This is a genomic window from Hoylesella buccalis ATCC 35310, assembly GCF_000177075.1.
Classification (GTDB): Bacteria; Bacteroidota; Bacteroidia; order Bacteroidales; family Bacteroidaceae; genus Prevotella; species Prevotella buccalis.
In genome coordinates this window covers 1-1,759 of sequence record NZ_ADEG01000026.1, presented here as the reverse complement: position 1 = coordinate 1,759, position 1,759 = coordinate 1, and the positions used below count along the sequence as shown (strand labels likewise).

The window sequence follows — 1,759 nt, the reverse complement described above, 5'->3', positions numbered from 1 at the left end:
GAAATAAGTAATGATAAAAAATAAACTGCCCGTAAGATACACGGGACAGCATTTTACTATAGATAAAGTGCTGATAGATGATGCAATTAAAATTGCGAAAATAAATGAATCCGACACTGTTATAGATATTGGTGCCGGAAAAGGATTTTTGACTGTTCATTTAGTTCGTCAATGCACAAATATAATTGCAATAGAGAATGATAAATCGCTATTGTCCATTCTAAAAAACAAGTTTTCTAACAACACGAATGTCAAAATTATTGATTGTGATTTTAGATGTTACACCATACCAAAAAGAAATTTTAAAGTTGTGTCTAATATCCCTTTCAGAATAACTTCTGAAATTTTAAAATCCTTGATGTTTGATAGTGTTGAGCATTTTATGGGTGGTTCATTGATAATGCAACTTGAACCTGCCCAAAAGTTATTTTCAAAAAAAGTTTTCAATCCATATATTGTGTTTTATCATACTTTTTTTGATTTAAAACTTATGTATGAAATATCTCATGAGAGTTTTTTGCCACCACCAAAAGTCAAGTCAGCACTTTTAAAGATTGAAAGAAAAAAAATGTCAATAAGTTATGAATTGAAAAGAAAATATCTGAATTTTCTCACTTTCTTGTTGCAAAAACCCGATTTGCCAGCCAGAACTGTATTAAAGACAATATTCAGAAAAAGTCAAGTCAGAGTTATTGCTGATAAATATGGAATAAATCTTAATTGTCAAATTGTTAGTTTGGCTGCAAAACAATGGGAATGTTGTTTTTTGGAAATGTTGGAGAGAGTTCCTGAAAAAAACCATCCCTCTTAATTGTTAGTTGATTAGAGTCTGATTCAGTAAAACAAAATTATTTTTTTTACTGAATCAAGATTAACTGTTTAATACACCATTTTAGTCATTAAGTAACTTCTATTTTACTTCCATGTAATATCCACAGGATTGCGTCTCGGAATAGAAGTTATTTTATAACTTGAATATCCAAATAGCATTGGACAAGCCGCTTTACGTTCTTCTGGTATTGATAACAAATCCTTTAATGGTTTATAATTGTCTATAGCCAACTTTACGAATCCAGCCCAACATGTACCGATACCAAAAGCGGGCGCAGCAATATCAAAATGAGTCAAAGCAATAATTGCTTCGGTAGGGTCATCAATTGGCTCAATAGGAACATGTGCAAAAAGTAAATGGGGAGCATTATGGCAAATCAAATCCAAACCACTATCCCAAGTTGAAATTATTGCAGGTACATAATCTGCTAGAGGATGTGATGTGTTTTGAATAGTTCGCATCCAATCAACGGTTAAACTTGCAACACGATTTACCTCTGATGGTTTATGAATAACAATCCATTTTACTGGTTGTCCATTCCCTCCAGATGGAGCATAACGGGCTATATCAATAACTTTAGCAATTAACTCTTTATTAACTGTCTTTGAAGAATAATGTCTCACAGAACGTCGACTTTTTATATACAATGCTATATTCTGTGGTTCAATCTGACTATCCAAAAAAGACGTATTAATTTTTTCGTCAAGAAGGAAATCTAAGGTAAGAGCCTTCTGTGCACAAAAAGACTCACAATGACCACATTTTAAACAATAATCCAATTTTTCTTCAGGTATGGTTGGATAATTTAAGGCTGTCGATTTATCAATGATTCCCATTACACATACAGTTGCGCAAGTATTGCATTTAGAACATGTTTTTCTGTCTATAAGAATTTGTGGCATTTTTGTCTCCTTTAAATTTTATTCA

At 32.0% G+C, this 1,759-nt stretch carries 2 protein-coding genes; one reads left to right on the top strand and one right to left on the bottom strand.

The genetic code is table 11. The features are described from left to right. Positions 1-10 precede the first annotated feature (10 nt). Positions 11-811: a 23S ribosomal RNA methyltransferase Erm gene (gene erm / locus HMPREF0650_RS02025; protein WP_004342665.1), complete on the top strand. Its 801-nt coding sequence runs from the start codon at positions 11-13 to the stop codon at positions 809-811. Positions 812-915: 104 nt separating this feature from the next. On the opposite strand, the gene HMPREF0650_RS02020 is transcribed toward erm, so the two are convergent. Beyond that, positions 916-1,668: a nitroreductase family protein gene (locus HMPREF0650_RS02020; protein ID WP_225883635.1), complete on the bottom strand. Its 753-nt coding sequence runs from the start codon at positions 1,666-1,668 to the stop codon at positions 916-918. Between the last annotated feature and the right edge of the window lie 91 nt (positions 1,669-1,759).

Coding starts and splice junctions, on each gene's coding strand:
- erm (WP_004342665.1), top strand. CDS start 11: ATGATAAAAAATAAACTGCCCGTAAGATACACGGGACAGCATTTTACT.
- HMPREF0650_RS02020 (WP_225883635.1), bottom strand. CDS start 1,668: ATGGGAATCATTGATAAATCGACAGCCTTAAATTATCCAACCATACCT.